Here is a 22,458-nt window from a genome sequence, read left to right on the forward strand (position 1 = left end):
TTTACCTGCTAAACTATAAATATTTAACTACCGAGATTTTTTTATCTTTTTCACTATAGCTGTACCAAATTGGCTTGATTTCAAGAAAATCCATCAACTCTATCAGTTTAGGTCCAGCACTCATATATTCCTTGTATTGGCTTTCTCCAAAAGGAAGCAGTGGTGCCGCTTTCCATATTGTGTTCCCTTCAGGAATACTTAATCCTCGATATTTTCCCCTTAAGGAATCAGCTGCTTCACTTTTGTTTAACATTTCTCTATATGTATATGCCTCCATTACAGCACGTACTAACGGCTCTGTATTATCTTCTTTTTTAAGTTCAAGTATTGTAAAGCAATTATTATCAAATGACACCAAATCACATTTACCTGGATTGAAAAGCATGCTATTTTTTGATGGATTAGAGTTCGGGTCAGGATCGCATATACCACGAAGCTCTCCGTTTTCTTTCAGTAGCTTTTCAGTGTTACCTCCTATAGGCATTTCATAATCCAGTATGAATCCCAGATTATCGATTTTTACTAGTTCTTTACCTTTTCTACCTTGCTTAAAGATGATCATTGCTAGGTGTTTTTCATCTATTTTTCCATTTTTATCCTTTCTAGGTTCAGAATCAGTTGCTCCATCTCTGCTGTCGTATCTGTATTCCAAAGAATCTCCATTACAATTAACGCGTACTAAATCACGATAAAAGTGCTTATCAAATAACTCTTTATTATCAAGCAGGTACTTACACAGTTCTTCGCAGGCAGCTCCAGAAAACTCCTTGTCCATTAACCATCTATAAAGAACATTGATACTCTTTGGATTTTTATGTATTTTTTCTTTTATTTTTTCAAATTCCATATATAATGCTCCTTACTTGTATCTTTTATAGATATCCAACGATGCCTGTTTTATTCGTTCTCTCATGCTCTGCGGTTCTACAATCTCTGCATACTTGCCATATTGCATCACCCAATAGAAGAACGCATCTGGATTACACTTAAGATCAACCACAATATCGGTCCCTTCACTGTAATTAATCCGAAGGTCTTTTCCGAAATTATCTACAAGTGTATCCATGAGGTTCTCATTTGCTCTAAGCTTGAAATGCTCACTTTCTCCGGAAAACATGTAAACATGCTCAGCTATATGTCCTGCGATATTGAGACCATTCTCCAATCCTTTTACAGATTTCATTGGTTTTCGAGCATCCTTAAGTATCTCAACATCAGTTACCCTGTCCAATCTGTAGTGTGAAATATCATCATAAGCGTCATAGTTACCAATCAGATAATACTTACCTTTACTACTAATCATCTGATACGGGCTCACCACATATCTTATATCCCGCTTCGGATGGAGCTTTAAATCTGTTCCATACTGAAGATATGTAAATCTTATCTTCTTCCCTTTTGAAATAGCAGTGTCAATTGCTGCTATAGATTCCATAACATTCTGATTCTCCGCATTCTTTCCACTAGATGCACTATGGATATGAGATACATGGGCTTTAAAATACTTATTTGAAAACTTCTCAAGTTTTTTTACTAGCTGATGAGCCTCTTTATCCGTAATAGCTCCAGAAGTAAAGATACTGTCTATCATCAAACGCAGCTCGGCGTCTGTGAATTCTCGTTTCCTGAGAAAATAGCCTTTATCAGCTACTATGTCATACCCCATCTCTTGAAGGCTAGTAATATTGTTCTTTACTGCTCTTCGCTCACAGGTTGCGCCATATTCTGAATTTAGTAAGTCTATGATGTCCTGCTGCAAAAGTCTATGTTCACTATCAGAATGTTCCTTAAGGATATCTAAGATGAGCATATTGAGCATTTTCTTCGTACTTGTTCCGTACATGGAATAATCCTCCAGGTCTTTTCCGTTACTATCAACTAAATTATTATTCATGTCCATTTTACATCTCTCAATTCGATATATCGCCATATATTAACGCTTTTTAATACATTGTTTATAGTTCTTTCAAGAAAATAATAAAAAGAACGATGTGCATTTTTTGGCACATCGCTCTTATCAATTATATGCAGTATTCATTTTTCACAATTCAAAAATGTTCGATACCATACTTTTCCAAAAACGAGTATATCATAGACAACATACTCTCTTTTCCTCTGTATGCACAACCTTCAAGTATTGCTTCATTTTCGCAACCGAACTTGTCTAGAAGATACGCATACCAACACACTCCATAAACGTTCTTCTTGCCCTCATCACAAGAATACTTCCGTAAAGCGTCTCTAAACACGTACTCAACTGAATCAGCCATTACCTCTCCCTCAGTGGTTATTGAACATGTACTCTTCTATAGCTGCAATCGAATATGCATAAGCACTGCCAGATTCCATTTCACGTTTAACTGAAAAGATGCCGCTCATCACCTTGGTATGGTCACGTATTCCCAGCATTTTTCCGATTCCTTCCAGCGACATATCTGTATATTTGCGACATAGATACATGATTAACGTTCTTGCAGAATCCAGTTTTTCATCTTTTTTCTTGGAAACAATGTCTCCCTCATCAACATGACAGTACTCACACACTGCTCTCATGATTACGGAAGGCTCTATTTCTGTATCTCTCTTTTGCAATTCAGATACTCGGTTGCTATCCATATATTGTTTCTTCATCGTTTTAATACTCCTATAATCCAAATTCTCTTTAGTACCTAGTCAAAATCGCTCTCCAGACGTTCTTTTACCTCTGAGTCAGAATTGCCTTTATAAGGATTAGCGATGTTTGAAACTTCCGGCATTCTCAGATTTTTGATGTTATCGTAAACTTGTACTATATCCCTCATATGAAAACCGTTAAGAATATTGATAGCCTCTCCTTCAGTAAGCCCAAACCGTTCCTGTAACTCAATCCTTAATTCTCTTCTTTCCCCAATATCTTGAAGGCCGTTGTAAGGCAGTTTTTCTGCCCTATCGCGATACTCTTTTGCATCTTCAAAGGTAATCCACTCCCCTTTATGATCATCCCGCCGCTTCTGTATCTTCTTTATTTTTCGTGCTAATGCCTTTTTCCTTCTGGCCGGGCTATCTTTCTCAGATTCCTCTCTACCTTCATAATATTCACTAAGTTTCATATCTTCCTAACATGCTATTTACAAACAAACCTCTGGTACGTAAACAACAATACAACTTGGCATGGACATAATTAGTCCATCATGCTGCAATAATATAGAACGAAGTTTTCATAAGAAAAAACTTGGAGCTATAGTAAAGTGCGAATAATTATTTAGGAGTGAATAAAACAAGGCCCCAGATCACCAATCACACGTGGTCTGGGGCTGATTATATGATTATGCACAAAAAATAAATACACCTTATCTTTTGCAAAGCTATAGAATCAAGTAATTATCCTCTTCAACTAACTCAAAACTCTTCTCCATATTTGCCATCAGCAATCTTTTTTAAAGTATCTCTATATACCTTTGGGTACAGAAATCCAATGCCAAGAAGTATGCTGTATTCGTGTCCACATTCTTTACACTTAAAACGATAACCGGTTCCCATAATAATCCCTCACTGTCAATAAATAAAAAATCTAACTCCTATAACAGCTCTTCCATCCTTAATTGGAGCATACTCCACTTTTAGCCCCGTCTTTTCATTTATCTCATTAACGGCATTAGCAAGCACTCTTTCATTAAACTTGGAATATCCCTTATGAAAGTCAAAACCTTTACTATCAACGATATCTTCAATCCTATTATAATCTGGTTGTTCCTTTTCAAGTTCATTAGAAATAAGTGGTATTGCCTTATAATCTACATCTCCCAACATCAGTTTCAGTTCCATAAGATTATAATCAACAACTATCTCGCCACTCTTCTGCTCATGTGATTTGAAATCATAATCTGCTTTTAGAATCTCGTAGAGCCTGTAAGAGTTTTTGGTCTTTAGACACATGGATTCTGAGAGGGATAATGCAGTATAGTTTTTGCTCAGATTCATAATCAGATTTGTAATCTCTTTGTTATAGGCAATCCACAAAATGCCATTACTAAATGAAGCATCCGATACCACTTTGTAATCAATCATCTTTCCGGATTCGCAATCCCTGTACATAATCATCCAATCATAGATTGAACCAACAGCATCTTCTCTATCACACAGGTCTCTGATCCTTTTGTAAATACTATTTGAGGTGAGACTAAGTTCCTTTTTGATATCTTCTCCAAGCATTTTTGAAACAGCACGATTATCTTCATCAATAAAGATATTCTGCAAACCAATAGCAAACAGCTGGTTAGCTAAAAGAGTTCCATTACTGTATGCATATATCAGGTTATTAGACTTCTTGAATAACTTTTCGCCCATATTGTTATTTTCCTCTTTCCACTGTTGCGCTCATGACATACGTGAGAGCCTCATAAGCTTCTTCCTTTGTGTGTCCATTCTTAATCACCCACTCTGTCAACCTTTTTGCCTGCTCATCTGTTAAAGACTCCTCGATTTCCTCTTCATCCTCATCATAAAGTGAACCCATTTTCTTTATCTCCTTTTCATTTTTATTTTGAAGCTGATTTCAGCTCACAAACAGCACCCTTAAAAGTTACGTAAAGCACTTCTGCCTCTGCTTCATCTTTAATATGATCATATAGGCGACCAGCGCTCATGCTCTCTCCGAGCACTGTATATGGGCTATTTGCCACGTATCCAATCTTTCCTAGTCCTCTGAGTTCTACCCTTATTGCTTCCTTGTCGTACTCATTATCAGGCTCCTTGACCAGCTTGACTTTCATACCTGGCTCAAGATAATCGCATCCGTAATAATTCTTTGTTCCTGCTATAGTAAAGAATAAATCACACATTTATGTCCTCCAATGCAAAATTCATGTTATATCATAGGTTTCATAACCAAAGACCTTTAATTCTCCGATCATTTTGCCATAATCATGATAATCTTTAAAAAGAATTATCACTACCTTTCCATTTACAACAAATTTCATATAAAGCGGTTTTGTCATGCTATTTCTATCACACACATATTTCCTATCGAATATTCCAGGCGTAATACCTTCGTAGTAGCTGTTCTTAACGGCTTCTTCAAAGAGGAGGTCGTAATCAGGAAATATTATTCCTTTCTCTGTTATTTCCTTGATATCCTCATAGTTAAATTGCATATCTATAACTTGTTCCCAGTCCGTTACTTTCATGTAGTACCTCTTTCTTCATTGTTGCTTTTCCTATAAGTCATTCTATAATCGTCATATTTGCATCGATTAATGATTATGGTTTTCCCTGGATCATCGCCCATTTCCCAGTAATAGTGGCAATCGTAGTACAAGTACTTATGTTCCTGATTTCCAAAGAAAGCAGGGAATCCATTTTCTCTTATAAAAGCTACGACCTCTGGAACAAGCGCCTGATTACGTTCATCTAGCTTATCTTTTACAACATACTCATGCGGTGCCCATTCAGCATAGGTCTTGGCAAATATCCAGTTATTATCAGCAACAAATCTTTTGAATTCTTCTATGCTAATCATGCGCTTCTCCTTTCTTCTCCTTTCTGTGTAGCTAAATAATAACAAAGCAAATGTACATTTTTTTGCACACAAAAAAGAGGCCGAAGCCCCTTCTGTAAATACGCAGTTTTATGCTATTTTTTGTACCTTTTCATCATATCTTTTATATCTGAAATAATCTGATTCCTTAATGATTCAGGCTCGAGAACTTCTACACTTGTTCCGTATTGCATAGCCCAATATCTCATGGCCTCCTCATTGCATATTACTCTTACAACCAGTTTATCACCGTCTTCTTCTATTACTTTTACATCTGTGCCAAACCAATCGACAATATCCGTAAACACTTCTACTGTGGTTTCCAGCTTTACTGGAACTGTAGGCCCACTGAACATATATAGGTGTTCTGCCATATGCTTTGGAAGATTGAGCCCATGCTCAAGGCCTTCTACATACTTCATAGGCTTAACCTTTGTATCCAGTTCTTTCACATCAGTCATCTTGTCAATCCTGAAATGTGATACTGTATCATACTTATCGTAGTTACAGATAAGATAGAATCTGCCATTGTTGGCCACAATCTGATATGGATTAACAATATAATGCATGTTCCAGCGAGGATGGAGCTTAAAATCCGTTCCTATATCGTTATACATAAAGCTCACCTGGTGCTTGGCTGCAATAGCATCGTTGAGCGTGTCCAGACCATACATGGCCTGCTTATTTATGGTCCTATTAAGCTCCGGAAGATTACTGACATGAGATACCTTTGCATTAAAGAAATTGCTAGCAAGTCTCTGTATCTTGTCAATCAGGTCCTTGGCCTGCTTGGTAGAAATAACCTTTGAAAAGAGCACACTATCAATCAGAATACGAAGCTCCGCATCGTCAAACTCTCTTGTCAAAAGCCGGTAGCCATCTTCCATATCTATATCATAGCCAAACTCCTTAAGTGACAAGACATTAGCTTTTACAGATCTTCTGTCACAAGGCATATCATAATTCTTTTTAAGAAGCTTTATGATCTCCTGCTGTGTTAAAGAATGATTCTCATCCGTATATTGCCTTAGAATTTCAAGGATGAGCATATTAAGCATTTTCTTATTTCCGGTAGCAAACATCAAAATTCCTCCATTGAGAAAATACCTTGTATCATACTAAAGTCTCATTTACTACATCCTCTTCTTGCAGAAGCTTGTTGCATATTCCGTCCAGGTCTTTCCTTATTACTGAAAAATCTCGGCCCAGATCAAGCGTCCTAACGGTTATTTCATTCCCTGTCATGTGGAACACTCCATCTGGTTGGAACGGGTCCTCTGTTTTAGCATATAGCAACATGCCTGAAATAGTCCTGTCCGCGCAATACTGCGCCTCCAGGTTTTTCACATAGGTAAATACCTGGTACAGGTTATGGGAATGAATTGTGTGCTTGTCATATTGCATCTGTGTATTCTTAGAATAATACTTTGCATCTATGATCAGCGTTTTCTTCAGGTCTCTAGTCTGCAGTGTTATATCCGTTTGCATAACCGGAAGCATGTACTTAGCTTCCCCTTCATCCAGTGCCCAATCTATCTGAATAGCATTGGCAAATATCTCTTTATGCTCTGCACGATAATACTCAAGAATAAACTTCTCATATAATCTGCACATTCTCTGCTCATCAAGAAATGATGCCATCTTTGTTTTCCCTGAGTCATCGGTAATAATAAGCCCGGTCAAAACATAATAGCAGATACTCAGAAGCATCCTATATTCCTGATTATTTCGGCGATAGATAATGGAATTCCATCGTATATCCTGAGGTGCGATACAATCAACATTGTCAAAGAACGGTCTAAGGCTTCTCAAAGAGTTTTTATTCTCAGTTTTAACCTTAGGACACCTAATGAGTTCTAAAAGGGTAGTTTTTATAATCTGATTGAATATATTGTTCTCCGAAAGCTCATCATACTCACAGTTCAGCCTTCGTTTTTGCTGCAGCTTATTCTTTATGGTTCCCGATATTACAATACGTCCACGCATAACACTCAGGTCTTCATTAAGAGTAATATACTCTCTGTGAAGACCTTGCTTTAGTTGCCTGGCAACACCTCTGCCTAATATAACAGCAAAAAGATCATGGATATGCTCAAATTCCTCTGTTCGGATATCTGCATAATTATCCTGATGTAATGCCTGAAATGCGTATGCAAGCATGTAGTATATATTTTTTATCAGAATACCCTTATCACTGATCATTAGAAGCTACTATCTCCTCAAGTGCATTTGCCCACTTCAAAACTTTGCTCTTATCGTCAAACCAGTACTCTTCAAGCATTGGAATAATTTCATAGTCAACAACCGATCTCATCCACTCGCTTGTGCATGTCTTCTGACCACAGAAATAGCTGTGTCCAATACAAAAACCTGGTCCAAACTCTGATTCAATCTGCTTATTCAATTCTCCTATCTTCAGAATAAGCTCATCCAACGTCTCATTCTTCAACGATTCCTGATATTTTTTGAAACCTGCAGAAGGGAACCCTGGCTCCATAGAAAAGAAGCTAAATCTTCTTCTAAGAGCGTAATCAATAAGTGCAAGACTTCTGTCCGCAGTATTCATCATTCCAATAATATACAGATTTTCTGGAACTGCAAAAGACAGGCCATCATATGCTAATGTTGCCTTTGTTCCACGATAATCTCTTTCTATCAGCATCAATAGTTCGCCAAAGATCTTACTCATATTTCCTCGGTTTATCTCATCAATGATGAAGAAAAACTTATTCTGTGGTTCATTTTCTGCCTTCTTACAGAAACGATAAAAGATTCCCTTTTCCAGTCTAAAGCCATCTTCATATGGCTTATATCCCATTATGAAATCCTCATACGTATAACTCTGGTGGAATTGAACAAACTCTATCTTACTGTCATCCTTTTCTCCAAGGATTGAATATGCCAGTCGTTTTGCTGCAAATGTCTTACCAACTCCAGGAGCTCCCTGAAGAATTACATTTTTCTTATTCAAGAGCAGATTCTTCAATGACTCATATCGACTCTCTGACATGAACACTTCATCAAGGAAATTCTGTTTATCATATTGGGGCTTAATCTCTTCTTCATTCTTGCCAGGAGCCGGATTCTGCTCACGGATGAGATCCATGATGATTTCATATTCGCCTTTGGTAAGCTTAAACAGACTTCCCTGCCTTGTTGAGAAATACTCCATTTTCTCAAGCTCAGGTGTCTCTTCCAATTCTTTGATATCTATAGGCGCACTGAGTCCTTCAGTCTTTTCAAAATAGATATATTCTCCATCGTTTTCCTTAACGATTTTAGCCAGCGCTACTATCTGAGTTGTAGGGTAACACTCATAACCGATAATCAGATCTCCAACCTTAGCATCGAGGAAATTCTGGAATATTCTACGTTTATGATGATTCTCGTTGTATATTGAATAAGTCTGAACCTCTCCTACTGAAATGTCAGAGAATCTCCATACCTTTGGACTAGCATTTAGCCACCAATACTGTACATCATCTTGCTCAAAACCAGCATATAGATCAACAGAAATATCTACTTGCTTTATTGCTTCGCGAAGTTCATCTCTTATTTTCCAGACAAATACTCCATCTTCATCACTGCTTGCATATCTTCCTTTATACAGTATTGACCAATACTCATCCTTACCATTTTTATTCTTTAACGTCTTACAACCAGTCTTCTTTTGTACACGTTTTCCAAGTGAACTGGAGCCAACATTATAAAAGTTTGCACTTTCACCATATCTTGCAGCTAACTGGGTACACGTAGCTTCTCCACCATAATCCTCTAATCTCTTTATTATTTCGCGACTCTGTTGATTAAAAACATCTTCATTATTCAGCAGTTCCACCCACTCATCAACAGATATACCCGGATTAAATTCTGGATCAAGCCATTCTGTATTTTTTTCTTTTTTCTCCACAAGAACATTTGCTACATAATGTGAGAAATCCAAAGCAAGCATTCTATTATCTGGATCATCATAACTATTGTCATCAAGGTAATCCCTGTATTCTTTTATGAAATCTTTATCCTCGACAAGTCTATCTCTAAGCGCATCCAGGTACTTCATCAGTTCAGGTATGTTCTCCGTTGTATGGCCCTTAGCCGGTATGTAATCTGATTCAAGATAAGCTGCTCCGCTCTTAAAATTTGAATACTTATAGATAGTGTACTTCTCAGGATTGTTCAGCCAAAGATAAACCGTAATAGCCATTGGTCTTTGATAGTGACTCTTTCCAGGGCTATGAATATCGCATAGTCTCTGAGATTCATCTTGGAATCTAGATATACGTTCCGCAAGGTCCTTTTTATCATCAAAAAGATCTATAAACATGGCACGAACTGCCTCGGGATCCTGTTTTGCATAGTGAACAATCATTCTTCTAGGAAAGTTGTTTACAGAGGTAAGAAGGCTTTCTGTTTTACCAGTAGCCTCTTCTATCATTGCAGATAAGTCTTCTGCTTTAATATCCCAATTATCTTGGAATTGCTTTACCGCATCCCATTTAAATCTTTCGTCATTCCATCTTCCAGCAAAAGCTTCTTTATAGCTATTTACAGCTGCATCCAGTTTTTCAAGATTCATTAGCTAACCTCCTATTTGAGTGCTTATCTCGCATATACTATTTTATTACTTACAGAACAATTATTGTTGTAATTACAAACATTTAATAATAGTTTTAGAAAATGACTACCCCTTATAATCACCATATTTCCGCATTTTAACAAAAGCGATGTGCAAAATTATGCACACCGCTCATTAAATAATTACTTTATTTTTTAATGTTTACCTATCTAACGTTTTTTCTTTCCACCACCCAAAACTCCTAGCACCATGGCAATTGCGAGTAATATAACAATAGCAGTTCCAACCGGCAGTAAAATCTGCGCAGCAATAGCTTTTTTTATATCTTCTCGGAGAGCACCTTGTTGTTCCGCATGTTGCTTACAAGCTATCACCGCGACAACATACGAAATCAACGACAACAAACACCAAACTATAAACCAAAAAGATACGTCCGGATTGGGCCACGTGAATAATGCACAAAGTATAAATAAAGCCTGCAATACAAACGCCGCCCAATTAATCGCTGGTTCGCCATATTTATCCTCATAACTGCGATTAAAATAGTAACCAACAGCACTTGATCCTATCATTATCACCAGGATAATAAATCCAGCCATATTATTCTCCGACTTTTTCGCATTCCACTACTTTTCCAGTTATACTTAACGCATTTAAAAATTTATCGATGTCATTAGAAGGCCACCATCTATACAGATAAACCTTAGTCCCATCCGAAAGTTCTATAGGCCTTTCCATAAGCCAATCCTCTTTCTTCTCAACATCCCTAACAAGCATCCTTGAGCTAATCCATTTACATTTTGCTTTCCGCGAAAGGTCAACTATATAATCATGTAACTGTTGATAGTTCCAGGATTCATCGATAACTTCATTAACAATTAAATCCCACATCAAATCATACAGCTTTAATCCCGCACCTTGCTTTTCATAAATCTTACCATCATAGGTATATGCAGTTCTCTGTTTTTTACCTTCTGCCTGAGGAGCATCAGTTCCCGTTATGGATGCAATCTTCATAACTTTAATAAGTGGCACAAGCTCTGGCTTGCTGAGCGGATCGTCTTTATTTGTGTCTAGAACATCGATAAGACCACTTATAAACGCCTCCACCCTCGGCTTATCGATTTTTTTGAAGTCAATATCAGGATAATACTCCATAACTCTTTCAAGGTTAGAATCAATATCGCATAAGCATTGCAACATTTCCGGAGATAGATCATCTTTCACCTGAACTATTGCCTTGTAAACAGAATAATCTAATTCTTGAAGACATAATGTCGCAAAAATAAGTAATTTACACTCTTTTAGATCCAGATCATGATTTCTGCTGACAATCATGCACAATAACTGATAGCTGTTCTTGAGACGTTTGATAGCTCTAGGGTTAGTTCCAATAGAGTTCCTTACCAATCCTTCATAAATAGCTATATTATCATTGCCGTCTATTACTGGCTTTCCATCCACAACTACAGCAGTCAATTGTTTCTCAAGGTAAGATTCTATATTATATTGTTCTACAGGCATCTTGAACGGAACCTGTATGATCTTATCAAAAAAGTCTTTTCCCTTTTTGTAATTTACAGGATCCTTGAAATCAAAATTATACTTTTCCGCAACTCCCCTGCAGACCACATCATAGTCTATCGCAAGAACGAATACGCATTTCTCACAATCTAGAAAATTCTTTAATACTTCAAGGAGTTCTACTGCTTTCCTTGGCTCCAGCCTATCAAGATCATCTATAAAAATAATGATTCGTTCTTTAGGGTTTTCGTTTACACTTTTAGTAAACTCCTCTTTTATTTTATTCATTATGTTAACAGGATTTGCTGGATCCGCTCCACCCATCTGTTTCGATACAGCATCCATTGCAGTTTTAAACAACTCACCAAATGAACCAAGACCTGTTGCTTTCTCTACAATTGGCATTCCCGCATATTTAATCACAGAAAGTGTTGTAAACAAGGCATTCATGTTTTTGGACTTTCCCTTTTCAGGATCAATCTTTGCAATCAGACTCTTAATAAGTGTTTCTGAAAGATTACTTTCCATGTTAAACTGAGAAAATTGCCATGTATTAAACTCAACAAAACTGCATTTATCCTTATCCAACTCTTTCTCAATCATCTTCATGATAGAAGTTTTTCCTGTTCCCCAGCTTCCCTGAATAGACACCGTAAGCGGTGTTGCGCATGTCATTAAAAAATCTGCCATACTAGCTATATAGTTCTTTATTCCAAAAGAATCCTCTGATGCAGGAAGGTCAGATGATGCAATTACATAATTGTTGTTCTGTGTCATATCCTGGTTTCTCCTTATTAAAACACGATTGATCAATCCCACAAATATATGTTACATCATACGCAAGTTAACGGATATTAAATAAATATTAAGCGTATTCATTCTTGAACACAGTTCCGTTATCTTCTTACTAAGTTTTCCTTAATAGTGGCTATGTCCTTTGCAGTCAAATAATCGCATTCCATTAATAAAGGATATGGAATTTTTGCCCCTTATCTGCTACTCACTGCATAGTTTTTTCACGTTTTATAATCATTTCCCCATCATGCTAATAACAGCAGATATAGCTGGGTATATTCATAGTTTTATATGCTCGTGTAAAAATCCTGCCCTCGGTTAGAAAGGAGGATGGCACTTGTTATAGTCGGAAATTAACATGTGTATATTTCATATGAATATTTCAGAGAACACAACAACTGATATTTTCAAAAACTCTTCTGTAGAATATAGAAATGAGGAGGTGATAGTCATAAACAGCAATCCAGACCGTTATAGCGGAGTTTATAAAGAAATGGCTGATTTGCTAGGCGATGCTGCAGCAGTAAAGATCTGGAAGCGCTTTTCAGGTCTGAATATCTCCTTTCCGCAAAGACTATACTCAAAGGAATTCACTAGACAGTTTATCGAAGAAAACATGGAAACCATGCGTCCTCATGATATAGCCAGGAATGTGAACCTTTCAGAAAGAAGGATAAGGCAAATCATTAACGAGATAAAAAACGAAAAAGAAAATGGGAGAAACGCTTAATGAAAAAGATTATTAGTATTATGTTGACGTGCACATTATATTTCTTCTTATTTGGATGCGGAGAGTCTTCACAAATAACGCCGCAGAATTCTGAAAGCGTGAAGATTCAAGATTCACAGAAAACTGATGAACCAGCAGATGCGTCAAAGGAAAGTGTCGAAGAAACAGGTGGTGTTGAAAAAATAATAGGTGATTGGTTTGGACAAACAGAAATACACACCGATTATAATGATGGAACATTTGATGCAGTATTATCTATCAACGCTGACAATACCTGGGCGTCTTGTGTTGATGGAGACTTTAATTGGGGCACATGGGAAGCTGCTTCTGAAAAGGGAAATAGAATTGTATTGACCGTCCAGTATGAAGGAACCGATGGCACAAATGAATGGTCTTTTGAAAAGCATCCAGATGGATATTATTACGAATACGTGCATATGGAAACTATAGAGTTTAAAATGACTAAGCTGGAATCTGAGCCGGCAGATCAGATATACAATGACTGGTATGGTGAAATCACATATATAGATAAATATGATAATGAGGAAGAGGAGGCCAAAACATCAATCTCAATCAATTCCGATGGAACCTGGTCTTCCTCAGTAAGCGGAGCAAATAATAATGGAAATATCCGATATGTATCAGAATCTGGTCACCTTATCATTTTGGACGTAGTATACGAAGGGGTTGATAAAACCAATCAATGGGGAGTGGTGAAGAAGGCTAATGGGCAATTTTACTATGAATACTATCATGGACAACTGATAGAAATACCAATTAATCCATTATAAACACATATAGTTAGGATATTGCCTTTCGATGTAATATAAACAAAAGCACCCTAAATGTAGAACTCAGGTTTCGCATTTAAGGTGCTTTTTTATCCTTCGTTTACGAGAAATGTGAACATGTATCTCACTGCGTAGCTTAATATTTTTTTCATAATAAGTTGCAGTTATTTTTATAATTGTAAAAACATACACATGATAAAATAACCTCACAATATGGTCATTTGCTATAAAGTGAAAGGGATTTTATTTATGTGCAAAAAGTTACCTCTGACTATCTTGCTTTCTATATCTATTCTTCTTAGCTCTGTTTCCATGCCTTACTTTACAATAAAAGCTTCAGCATCTGCGCTAGAAAAAATTAAAGAAGCGACCGAAGAAGCAGGTAACACTGCTAAAGAAAAAGCTAACGAAGCCGCTGAAGCGACTAAAAAAGCCGCTGAAAAAGCTGGCTCTGCTGCTAAACAAACAATGGATGACGCCGGAAAAGCTGCAAAAGATGTATCTGAAAAAGCAGGTGCAGCGTCAAAGGAAGCTGCCACTAAGGCCAAGGAAGGTGCGGAAAAAACTGGTGAAGTAATTTCTGATGGTGCTGGAAAAGCTTATAATTCCGCATCAAACGCGGCATCAAAAGCCGGCAACAGCATCAAGAACTATATCGCCAATATAGACACTGCCAAGTTCGAGGCAGGATGGGATTATGCTGCACAGTATACCGGTACTGCAATAGCAGCTCTAAAAGGACAGAGCTACGTCAACTCTGTCCAGAACAGTATTACCTCACTCCAAAAAAACATGGTGGACACAGTACGCACAAATCGTGGCATTGCCCAAGAAGCCGGATTTGCTGCTGAGGTGTGGGCAACAGATACATTTAACATCGATGCCGCTCTGAACAACTCTGATTATAAAGCTACAAGGCCATCATCAAATAAAGCCAATTCCGCAGATGTAGTCATTTCAGATGGAAAAAACACTTCTGATTACAGTCTAAAGTACTATAAGGACGCTGACAGCAGTGCAAATGCCCAAGCTAGGACATTTTTTGAAGACTATCGTGAGTATTGCGCCAAAACTGAACGCAATGGCGGAACTCCTATGTCCGATGAAGAATATCTTGCACAATATGGCAAATCACTGGATTCACTTTATGATTCATTGTACTCCGGACAAGGACGAATCATCCCGACAGATCAGTTAGATAAGGCTAAGACATATCTAAAAAATCGAAATGCCAAGATGACAGGCAGCGACAGCCTTGATCGGCAAGCGCTATCTCCCGCTTTACAAGAAACCATAGATAACCTTGCTGATAGAATTGAAGCCCCTGATGGTACAAAGTCACGCCCTCTCAGTGAGAGTGAGGCAAAAGCAATTGTTGAACTATGTAGGGATGGAGATTTTGATCCTGCAGACTTTGGTATTTCTCCATCACAGCTTATTACCACCAGATATATCCTCAAGCAATCCATTAATGCTGGTGCGCAATCAGCAATGATTAGCACAGCTTTTGCCATTGGACCAGATATATATGAAATAATTGTAGATGCAGCTAAAAATGGCAAAGTTGATGAAGAGAAACTCAAAGAAACCGGTATTGATGGCATACTTGCCGGTTCTGAAGGCTTTGTAGAAGGCTCTGTGAGCAGTGCGATTGTCGTCGCTGCTCAGTCAGGGAAATTTGGTACAAGTCTTGTAAACATTGCTCCAGAGACCGTTGGAACATTGACAGTATTAACAATAGACGCTATCCGCTATGGATATCAGCTCTCATCAGGAAAAATTACAAAAACAGAATATGCAGACTTAATGACACAGGATATAATTATCGCCCTTGCTTCTCAAACAACCGGTGCACTTATGCTTGCGCTATTCCCGTTCATACCATTTTCCTATATGGCTGGAAGCATGGCAGGCGCAATGCTTGCATCTGTCGGATACCAAGCGGGCAAGGAACTATATTTGGAACTTCGCGGAGAAGATGGCTTCGAAACAATAGTTCCTTCCTCAATTGCATCTGGAACAGATATGGCATCAGCTTTCCTTTCGTCGCTTAACATTAAAGATAGTATTTCGGGTTTTAAAGATAGAACCGTCACTGCGTATAATAATGGGAAAATCAAAATAACCTCGCGCACAGGTTAATCTATTTTGTACTAACGTAACGAGTGTTCCATCGGGTTAAGATTTTTTCAGAAACAATTTAGGTTGGATTAAAGTAGGCAGATTATCATTGTCTTATCAGGAAGAGAAAACCTGATAACCCCCCACACATACTTTTTCATTTTCATAGCAAAAAGGCTGTCACAACAGCATGACAGCCTTCCTCCCTAAGATTCTGCCGGAGCTTTTGCTCCGGCTTTTAACAGGTGCTCCTGTTCAGAAACTCCTGCCCTCTTATCAACTTATAGAGAACGATCATATGGATTTAAGCTCCAAATCCCCAACTTGGAAAAGGATTATCAGTAACATCTATGGTTGAAGGATCCACTCCTACACGAGCGCATAAGTCAAGTGCGGCCTGATACGTAGCGCAAATTGCTGTATAATACTTTCCATCATTTCCCTTATATCTCACGATATAGTATTTTCCACCAGCGTCACCACCAGCAACCATCATAAGTTCATTATCATTAAGTTTGAACTTTTTATACTCATTGTTTCTCATATGCGCTCCTTTCTGCCTTCACCTTAGGGCTAATGTTTTTTGTTTTCACTTATTTATACGAATGGTGTCTTGATCTGGCAGATAACATTTAAAGAGCTTTAACTTCATTCATACGTACACTAAATCACTACGTTAGTTTCTTTTTCCAATCATCTTTCCAAAAGCATCCCTGCCAACAAAAAAGCCAAGGAAACCAAATACTGTAGATATAAACAATAATACTCCCATCAGTGTCCATTCTTTCTTTACTGCCATATCCCTTTTCATACAGCTACCTCCAGCACATATTTTTCAAAAATATAAAAACACATTATTTCTTGCTATCACGCCACTCTCTAAATCTGAATGAAAGATACAAAGGTCCCATAAGTATCAAAATCATAATTTCCTGATTTTGACACCTATGAACCATTCAGACTTGTTGGCGGAATCCAGAAGGGTCATCCTGATGAAGCTGAAATCAGTGACGCTGTAGAGTTCTATAAGAACTTATAACAGAAAATGCTCTGTATTGCGTTTTCAGGGTTTCAAACGGAGAATTCCACGGTTTTAATTAAGAAAAAAGCAAGTTTTTTATTTGTATTATATATTATATTTCGCCTAATTGTAGTTATGCGAAGTATGTATTGCAAAAATCATACCCATTTCGGTTATTTTCTTCATGACACTTATATATGGCTCCGATCCAAGACGCATCTTTATACCATATAAAAAGCGGTGTCAAATGTTTTAATACTTGACACCGTTGAGTTACTAATATCAGATGCTCCAACATCATTTCTCATGATTAAAATACATACCCTATTTCATTAACACCAATAACACCTCTTCGTAAAAATGTCATTTCAAGTTGCTGCGGTGCGAACTGTTCTGTATCAAATTGTTTAAATTCAAATTTTTCGGGTTCAAACTGATTATACTGAAATTGCTCATAATCAAAAACATCAATTCCTATTTCTTTTATAACTTCCTCAGGAAGCTGGTAATCCTGTTCGACAAGCCCAAACATAGTAAACCCTGTATCTACACAAAATGAGATGGCCGGGTGATAAAGTGCTGAATAAGTAAAAGATCCAAACAGTGAACCGATAAAGCTTCCAATCATATATCCCAATACAGGGATTTCTACGAAACTCTGGGACACAGCTCCTAATGCCAAGGCACACGTGCTTGTAAACATTGTTTTAATCAGTTCATTTGCCATCTCGCTGCGAGTCATTTTACCAACGGATACTTCATAAGCATTCTTCATGGTATTAATTGTGATAACTGTCACTGCACCAATGACTGAAGGGTCAATGCCCTTAAGAGCTTCACCAAGGATTCCGGATTTACAAGCTGCCGTTAGAGAAGCTGAAACAGTTCCTCTTACAAAGCCCTCAGAAGCTCCAGTAAGCGAAGCAAAACCAACCTTTTTAAGCTGCTCACCTTCAAGTTCCCCATTATCTATTAAGTACTTAACTGCATTTACTATTGCAGGTGCAGTTTTTAATACTATAGAAATAGTTGCCGCAGTTAATCCTGCTTTGAATGCCTGCTTTAAGATATATTCATATTCAATCAATTCCTCTGTAGTAAGACCAAGCTTTTCAGGATCAACATCCCCAGCTTTTGCATGAATGGCCAACGCTCTGGCCCCCTTTTCAGTTAAATCCTTTGAAGTTACTCCATTACCATCTTCTACTCTCTTTTTAAGCATGTGCAAAGCATCTTCATAACGTTTAACCTGATCAGATCTATTTGCTCGCTCTGTATTTATTTTATTCTTGAGCCATTGTTCAGCAATCTTATACTGGTCTGCAGGAATAACACGATACTGTCCTGAATATACTGGATCATTTAATACAGTTTCGTCTGGATACCCTCTATTAATCAAGTATTCTTCTAACTCTTCTTTTCCGCCTCCTGACTTGTAATGCTTATAGGCATCAAATACACTTTTCGCCTGCTGTTTTGCACTCTCGACACCATTTTTGTAGTATTTTAAGCCAAAAGAACGATCAAAATTCACTGCGCTTATATCAGCTGATCCAAATTCATGACTTCTATCAACCTGAACTCTATGTTCAGACCCTTTTATAACAGCATCAATATTAAACGTTCCTGTATGCCAAAACTCTGCCAGATCACCTTTTAAGGTATCCACATTGCTTTTCATTCCCTCAAAATGATCGATACTTTCAACAAAGTTGCTAATTTCTTGATTAACCTGATCAACATATATCTCACCAGTGTCCACTCCCAAGAAAACGCCTGCATGTTCTGCAAAGAAGTTATATCCTTCTCTGAATCCCTCCATGCCTTATCCCTCCATAAACTCTGAGAGTCCATCAATATATAATATTACGGCAAGTGCTCTGTACTGCTGATCCTTGATTTTGTTGTGTAATTGTATTTTGTTAATGCCATCCACAATTCCTTTGGAAGCTGCTACTCCTACGGCCTGGCCAATCCCACCAACTCCTACAGCAGCTTCAGCAGCGATTTTCCCAACAGCCACCAATGCGTTCGAAAGTTTCTTTTTTCCATCAGTATCAGGCACTTCTACAACTTCCTGACCATCGTCTTCATCTACTTTATTATCAATTAGTCCCTCCGGCTTGTGTACTAATTCTTTTAACTTAGATTTTTTCATGGCGATCTTTTCAAAAGTAGTTTCATAGCCTAAACAAAGCTCAATAAACTGATCGTATTCTTCTGGCTTTAACATATCATTATCTACAACCATCATTCCTCGCTTACCAAGCCATCCATATTTCATTCCAAATTTTTCAAACCTAACAATCATGCTTGAAGTCTCGCTCTTGCTGGCCTTGGTGTTTCCCACGAACAAAATATGCTCGTTCGAAGAAATCTTTACCTTATTTGCTAAATAATCTGTCTCAAGCCAAACTGCTGCATCTACTGATCCATCAGCTAATCCGACCACCTTATCTTCTTTATCGTCATTAGTGCTGATGAGTTGCCTAAGGTAGTTTGCATATCCTTCTGTTTTTTCATCGCACACAATTATTAGTTTCTTTGTTTGTTTAATCATATTTATAGCCTTTCCTTGTCACATATCAGTTCCATTATAATTAATCAACAAATAATATTGTACATCTATATCATTAAACACAAAAATTTTATAATCTGTTCGATTGAAACATTTGTTCGGTAAGTGTATTATATGAAATACGCAAACAGTTGTTCGGAACATATATTCGATTTTTATTATGAGGAAATGCTATGGAAACAGATTATAAGATTATTGCAGTGGACTTTGATGGAACGCTTTGCTATAGCAACTGGCCGGATCTGGGTGCACCCAATAAGACACTAATAGAATATCTGATTAAAGAAAAAGCTGCCGGAAATAAGCTCATCCTCTGGACCTGCCGTGCGGGGCAGGCGCTGATGGATGCCACAAGATGGTGTGAGGACCACGGAGTGTCTTTTGATGCGGTCAATGACAATCTGCCTGAGATAGTAGAGCTTTATGGAAACAACAGCAGGAAGATCACCTGTGACCTGTATATTGACGACAGAAGTGTCTATATCGATGCTATGGGAAATCTCCAAGGAGCTGCATTATGAGTAGCTCTTCTCTTTCATCCCATCAGAGGAGCTACATGATCATAGACCTTAAGAGCTTCTATGCAAGCGTAGAGTGCGTAGACAGAGGGCTGGATCCAATGACTACTCTTCTTGCAGTTGCAGACAAGGAGCGCAGCAAGGGAACTATCTGTCTTGCCATCACGCCAGCAATGAAGGCCCTTGGTATCAAGAACCGCTGCAGGATCTACGAGATACCTACGCATCTTGACTACATAGTTGCTCCGCCCAGGATGCAGCGCTACATAGATGTCTCAGCCAGCATATACGGAATATATCTTAGTTACATTGCCAAGGAGGACATTCATGTATATTCCATAGATGAAGCTTTTCTTGATGTGACAGCGTACCTTGCTCTATATGGGTTATCGGCACACGAGCTTGCCCTTCGTATAATGGGTGACATCAGAAATAAGCTTGGACTCAGGGCTACCTGCGGCATTGGTACTAATCTGTATCTCGCCAAGGTAGCCCTTGATATCCTTGCCAAGCACTCTCCTGACTTCATTGCGGAGCTTGATGAAGACTCATTTAAGGAAAGGCTGTGGAAACACAGGCCACTTACTGACTTTTGGCGGATTGGTCCCGGCACACAGAGAAGGCTCAACTCCCTTGGTATGTACACCCAGGGGGATATAGCTCTTTTCCCTGAAAAGATGCTGTACAAGCAGTTCGGAGTCCTTGCAGAGTATCTCATAGACCATGCCTGGGGGCGCGAGTCGTGTACCATGCAGGACATCAAGAACTATCAGACAAGATCCAAGTCCCTGTCATGCGGTCAGGTCCTAATGCGTGATTATTCTTATGATGAGGCTCTTTTGATAGTAAAAGAGATGGCTGATGAACTGTCTTTAAATATGGTCGCAGCCCATGTAGTGAGTAACAATATATCTCTTTTCATAGGCTACAGTGCAGAAACTTTCCCGCCCACAGGAGCAAGTGCAACGCTGCAGGTGACTACCAATTCCTTCCGGATTCTGATGGATGCTTTTGTTCAGCTATATTTGAAGAGTACGCTCAGGAATGTTCCGATAAGACGGGTCAATGTCAGTGCTAACGCTATCCTTGATGAATGCTTTGAGCAGTACAGCTTTTTTGTTGATCCTACGGTGATGGAAAAAGACAGACAGATCATCCGGTCCGTCAACCAGATAAAAAACAGATATGGGAAAAATGCCATCGTTAAGGGAATGGACCTGCTTGAAGCCGGAAATACCATAGCCAAAAACAGCTTTATTGGCGGCCACAAAGCGTGAAACATCTGATACAGAGGAAAGGACAATGCCAAGAACGGACAGAGCAAGCCAGTTCATGCCCTTTGCAGCCCTAAAGGGCTTTGAAGAGGCATTAAGACTACAGGAACATATTGAAGTTGAAAAGATTCTTCTGACAGAGGAGTCCCTTGAGTACCTGGATTATCAGCTATCTCTGTTAAAGATAGGCGATATGGTCACTATCGTTTATTTTGATAATGGCGCCTATCTCACCAAAACAGGGCTTATCTCCAAGATCAAAAAAGATGCACGGTATCTTACTGTCGTAACTACTGACATAAGCTTTGATGATATCAGAGAAATCCAGGGAATATAGAAAGGTCAATTTATGGGAAAAATAAAAGATGAAGTTGATGTGATCTGTGAGCACAAGGCAGATGGCAGCATTATTCCAATGCGTTTGAGATTCATGGACGAAAATGGTGAATACGAAACCTATAATATCAAAGGATACCGGCAGGTAAAGGACAAAGGAACATTTACTACAGAGGATGGCGTCTATATTACAAGTAATACCTATTTATTTGAGTGTATGATCATAGCCATGAATACCAAACGTATCATCAGGTTATATTACGAGCCCTCAACAAAACCAAAATGGCGACTTGGAATATAATATATTGTTTTGCCACAATCATTCCTTGTTCGTATAAATATATAGAACATCAAAAATACAGCAGTCCAAGTAGCTTTCGCTTTACAAAAGACGAGCCGTATTAAAAACATAAACCAGCAAAGGTAGCGATGCTTTACCAATGCATAGGAAAAAAAGATACTTCAGGTAGCTTAAGCTTTACTAAAGGGTATCAAAAATACATCTACAGCCAATATGACGTATGTTTCATAAAGGCCAAGGGATTTTAGAGGCGGCCAGAGAGCCGCCTTTATTTTGTCATAAATTATTATGATCTTTTCTCTTTTCCTCTTCATACTGATTACTGGTCTAATATCTCCCCTATAGCTCCTCCGAGACAGCATAGGCCAATCCATTGTA

General features: G+C 38.2%; 28 protein-coding genes and 1 pseudogene. 8 read left to right on the plus strand and 21 right to left on the minus strand.

The window, feature by feature from the left end; all coding sequences use genetic code 11:
* Positions 1 to 13 precede the first annotated feature (13 nt).
* The 16 genes from BPR_RS19060 to BPR_RS19125 all read right to left on the minus strand — a co-directional run bounded on the left by BPR_RS19060 (position 14) and on the right by BPR_RS19125 (position 12,392).
* Positions 14 to 847 (minus strand): hypothetical protein, encoded by an 834-nt coding sequence (locus tag BPR_RS19060; RefSeq protein ID WP_013283147.1) that lies wholly within the window; start codon positions 845 to 847, stop codon positions 14 to 16.
* A gap of 12 nt (positions 848 to 859) precedes the next feature.
* Positions 860 to 1,894: a helix-turn-helix transcriptional regulator gene (locus BPR_RS19065; RefSeq protein WP_242662277.1), complete on the minus strand. Its 1,035-nt coding sequence runs from the start codon at positions 1,892 to 1,894 to the stop codon at positions 860 to 862.
* A gap of 154 nt (positions 1,895 to 2,048) precedes the next feature.
* Complete coding sequence (locus BPR_RS19070) at positions 2,049 to 2,270, minus strand: hypothetical protein (protein WP_013283149.1); 222 nt, start codon at positions 2,268 to 2,270, stop codon at positions 2,049 to 2,051.
* A 10-nt stretch (positions 2,271 to 2,280) separates the two neighbouring features.
* On the minus strand, positions 2,281 to 2,631 hold the full coding sequence (locus tag BPR_RS19075) for a helix-turn-helix domain-containing protein (protein ID WP_013283150.1): 351 nt from the start codon (positions 2,629 to 2,631) through the stop codon (positions 2,281 to 2,283).
* A gap of 38 nt (positions 2,632 to 2,669) precedes the next feature.
* On the minus strand, positions 2,670 to 3,089 hold the full coding sequence (locus BPR_RS19080; RefSeq protein ID WP_013283151.1) for a hypothetical protein: 420 nt from the start codon (positions 3,087 to 3,089) through the stop codon (positions 2,670 to 2,672).
* Between the two features lie 289 nt (positions 3,090 to 3,378).
* A complete protein-coding gene (locus tag BPR_RS20920) occupies positions 3,379 to 3,519 on the minus strand; it encodes a hypothetical protein (protein WP_154649900.1) in 141 nt (46 codons plus the stop codon).
* Between the two features lie 15 nt (positions 3,520 to 3,534).
* Positions 3,535 to 4,326, minus strand: a complete 792-nt coding sequence (locus BPR_RS19085) for a replication initiation protein (RefSeq protein WP_013283152.1) — start codon at positions 4,324 to 4,326, stop codon at positions 3,535 to 3,537.
* 4 nt (positions 4,327 to 4,330) lie between these two features.
* Complete coding sequence (locus BPR_RS20925; RefSeq protein WP_013283153.1) at positions 4,331 to 4,495, minus strand: hypothetical protein; 165 nt, start codon at positions 4,493 to 4,495, stop codon at positions 4,331 to 4,333.
* A 22-nt stretch (positions 4,496 to 4,517) separates the two neighbouring features.
* The gene (locus BPR_RS19090; protein WP_013283154.1) at positions 4,518 to 4,820 is read right to left on the minus strand and encodes an HIRAN domain-containing protein; all 303 of its coding nucleotides are present in this window, start codon (positions 4,818 to 4,820) and stop codon (positions 4,518 to 4,520) included.
* 21 nt (positions 4,821 to 4,841) lie between these two features.
* Complete coding sequence (locus BPR_RS19095; RefSeq protein ID WP_013283155.1) at positions 4,842 to 5,165, minus strand: hypothetical protein; 324 nt, start codon at positions 5,163 to 5,165, stop codon at positions 4,842 to 4,844.
* Positions 5,162 to 5,497 carry a hypothetical protein gene (locus BPR_RS19100; RefSeq protein WP_013283156.1) on the minus strand — a complete coding sequence of 112 codons (336 nt, stop codon included), beginning with the start codon at positions 5,495 to 5,497 and terminating at the stop codon, positions 5,162 to 5,164. The genes BPR_RS19095 and BPR_RS19100 overlap by 4 nt, the downstream gene beginning before the upstream one ends.
* Before the next feature lie 113 nt (positions 5,498 to 5,610).
* Positions 5,611 to 6,597, minus strand: coding sequence for a helix-turn-helix transcriptional regulator (locus BPR_RS19105; RefSeq protein WP_013283157.1), 987 nt, complete (start codon positions 6,595 to 6,597; stop codon positions 5,611 to 5,613).
* Positions 6,598 to 6,628: 31 nt separating this feature from the next.
* A complete protein-coding gene (mcrC, locus tag BPR_RS19110) occupies positions 6,629 to 7,717 on the minus strand; it encodes a 5-methylcytosine-specific restriction endonuclease system specificity protein McrC (RefSeq protein WP_013283158.1) in 1,089 nt (362 codons plus the stop codon).
* Positions 7,707 to 10,091 carry an AAA family ATPase gene (locus tag BPR_RS19115; RefSeq protein ID WP_013283159.1) on the minus strand — a complete coding sequence of 795 codons (2,385 nt, stop codon included), beginning with the start codon at positions 10,089 to 10,091 and terminating at the stop codon, positions 7,707 to 7,709. The genes mcrC and BPR_RS19115 overlap by 11 nt, the downstream gene beginning before the upstream one ends.
* 209 nt (positions 10,092 to 10,300) lie before the next feature.
* Entirely contained in the window at positions 10,301 to 10,690 is a 390-nt protein-coding gene (locus tag BPR_RS19120; protein ID WP_013283160.1) for a hypothetical protein, read from the minus strand.
* A 1-nt stretch (position 10,691) separates the two neighbouring features.
* Positions 10,692 to 12,392, minus strand: coding sequence for a KAP family P-loop NTPase fold protein (locus BPR_RS19125; RefSeq protein WP_013283161.1), 1,701 nt, complete (start codon positions 12,390 to 12,392; stop codon positions 10,692 to 10,694).
* 391 nt (positions 12,393 to 12,783) lie between these two features.
* Here BPR_RS19125 and BPR_RS20225 point away from each other — a divergent pair, with 391 nt between their 5' ends.
* From BPR_RS20225 to BPR_RS19140, 3 genes are all read left to right on the plus strand, one after another.
* Positions 12,784 to 13,140 carry a Mor transcription activator family protein gene (locus BPR_RS20225; RefSeq protein WP_013283162.1) on the plus strand — a complete coding sequence of 119 codons (357 nt, stop codon included), beginning with the start codon at positions 12,784 to 12,786 and terminating at the stop codon, positions 13,138 to 13,140.
* A complete protein-coding gene (locus BPR_RS19135; RefSeq protein ID WP_013283163.1) occupies positions 13,140 to 13,931 on the plus strand; it encodes a hypothetical protein in 792 nt (263 codons plus the stop codon). Before BPR_RS20225 ends, BPR_RS19135 begins: the two co-directional genes overlap by 1 nt.
* Positions 13,932 to 14,180: 249 nt before the next feature.
* A complete protein-coding gene (locus BPR_RS19140) occupies positions 14,181 to 16,073 on the plus strand; it encodes a hypothetical protein (RefSeq protein ID WP_013283164.1) in 1,893 nt (630 codons plus the stop codon).
* A 283-nt stretch (positions 16,074 to 16,356) separates the two neighbouring features.
* On the opposite strand, the gene BPR_RS19145 is transcribed toward BPR_RS19140, so the two are convergent.
* Entirely contained in the window at positions 16,357 to 16,596 is a 240-nt protein-coding gene (locus BPR_RS19145; protein ID WP_013283165.1) for a hypothetical protein, read from the minus strand.
* Positions 16,597 to 16,728: 132 nt separating this feature from the next.
* Positions 16,729 to 16,863: a hypothetical protein gene (locus tag BPR_RS21515; RefSeq protein ID WP_275450188.1), complete on the minus strand. Its 135-nt coding sequence runs from the start codon at positions 16,861 to 16,863 to the stop codon at positions 16,729 to 16,731.
* Between the two features lie 126 nt (positions 16,864 to 16,989).
* Between BPR_RS21515 and BPR_RS21680 the strand changes: the two are divergent.
* Positions 16,990 to 17,091, plus strand: a pseudogene (locus tag BPR_RS21680) (flavodoxin); the annotation flags it as partial.
* A 292-nt stretch (positions 17,092 to 17,383) separates the two neighbouring features.
* Here BPR_RS21680 and BPR_RS19150 read toward each other — a convergent pair.
* Positions 17,384 to 18,895 (minus strand): hypothetical protein, encoded by a 1,512-nt coding sequence (locus BPR_RS19150; RefSeq protein WP_013283167.1) that lies wholly within the window; start codon positions 18,893 to 18,895, stop codon positions 17,384 to 17,386.
* Between the two features lie 3 nt (positions 18,896 to 18,898).
* Positions 18,899 to 19,603, minus strand: coding sequence for a hypothetical protein (locus tag BPR_RS19155; RefSeq protein ID WP_242662279.1), 705 nt, complete (start codon positions 19,601 to 19,603; stop codon positions 18,899 to 18,901).
* 221 nt (positions 19,604 to 19,824) lie between these two features.
* On the opposite strand from BPR_RS19155, the gene BPR_RS19160 reads away from it, so the two are divergent.
* The 4 genes from BPR_RS19160 to BPR_RS19175 are packed head-to-tail and all read left to right on the plus strand — an operon-like array spanning position 19,825 to position 22,080.
* Positions 19,825 to 20,172: a hypothetical protein gene (locus BPR_RS19160; protein WP_013283169.1), complete on the plus strand. Its 348-nt coding sequence runs from the start codon at positions 19,825 to 19,827 to the stop codon at positions 20,170 to 20,172.
* Positions 20,169 to 21,446, plus strand: coding sequence for a Y-family DNA polymerase (locus BPR_RS19165; RefSeq protein WP_013283170.1), 1,278 nt, complete (start codon positions 20,169 to 20,171; stop codon positions 21,444 to 21,446). The genes BPR_RS19160 and BPR_RS19165 overlap by 4 nt, the downstream gene beginning before the upstream one ends.
* A 25-nt stretch (positions 21,447 to 21,471) precedes the next feature.
* Positions 21,472 to 21,780 carry a YolD-like family protein gene (locus tag BPR_RS19170; RefSeq protein ID WP_013283171.1) on the plus strand — a complete coding sequence of 103 codons (309 nt, stop codon included), beginning with the start codon at positions 21,472 to 21,474 and terminating at the stop codon, positions 21,778 to 21,780.
* Positions 21,781 to 21,792: 12 nt separating this feature from the next.
* A complete protein-coding gene (locus BPR_RS19175; RefSeq protein ID WP_013283172.1) occupies positions 21,793 to 22,080 on the plus strand; it encodes a hypothetical protein in 288 nt (95 codons plus the stop codon).
* 170 nt (positions 22,081 to 22,250) lie between these two features.
* On the opposite strand, the gene BPR_RS21170 is transcribed toward BPR_RS19175, so the two are convergent.
* Positions 22,251 to 22,454, minus strand: coding sequence for a hypothetical protein (locus BPR_RS21170; RefSeq protein ID WP_013283173.1), 204 nt, complete (start codon positions 22,452 to 22,454; stop codon positions 22,251 to 22,253).
* Between the last annotated feature and the right edge of the window lie 4 nt (positions 22,455 to 22,458).

It is taken from the genome of Butyrivibrio proteoclasticus B316 (assembly GCF_000145035.1).
GTDB classification, from domain to species: domain Bacteria; phylum Bacillota; class Clostridia; order Lachnospirales; family Lachnospiraceae; genus Butyrivibrio; species Butyrivibrio proteoclasticus.